The 390-nt window shown below is 38.5% G+C and carries 1 protein-coding gene; it reads left to right on the top strand.

All coding sequences use genetic code 11. The annotated features are described in order from the left end of the window. On the top strand, positions 1-390 hold a 390-nt coding region (locus tag JUI58_RS00695; RefSeq protein ID WP_204101829.1), incomplete at both ends, for an RNA-guided endonuclease TnpB family protein.

Raw genomic sequence — 390 nt, 5'->3', positions numbered from 1 at the left:
CTTTGCAGTTAGATGTTAATATTCCAGATGTCCCATTTCACGGTCATGCCATTGGGATAGACTTGGGACTGGACAAATTTCTGGCAACTTCTGATGGTGAATTGGTCGAAAGACCTCGCTTCTTGAACCAACTACAGCGCAAGCTGAAATTGCTGCAACGTAGATTAAGGAACAAAAAGAAAGGCTCTAATAATCGACACAAATTAAACCAAAAAATAGCGAGACTGCACCAAAAGATATCTGATACTCGTAAAGATTGGCAGTTTAAACTTGCACATTCTCTCTGCGACCAGGCACAGTCAATATTTTTTGAAGATATTAACTTTAAATCTTGGGCAAAAGGAATGTTGTCTAAACATTGCCTAGATGCTGCTTTTGGTCAATTTATTA

The organism is Spirulina sp. CCY15215 (genome assembly GCF_016888125.1).
In the GTDB taxonomy this organism is placed as follows: domain Bacteria; phylum Cyanobacteriota; class Cyanobacteriia; order Cyanobacteriales; family Spirulinaceae; genus CCY15215.
Note: the sequence above shows the minus strand (reverse complement) of the source record. Positions and strands in the feature narration are given on the sequence as shown.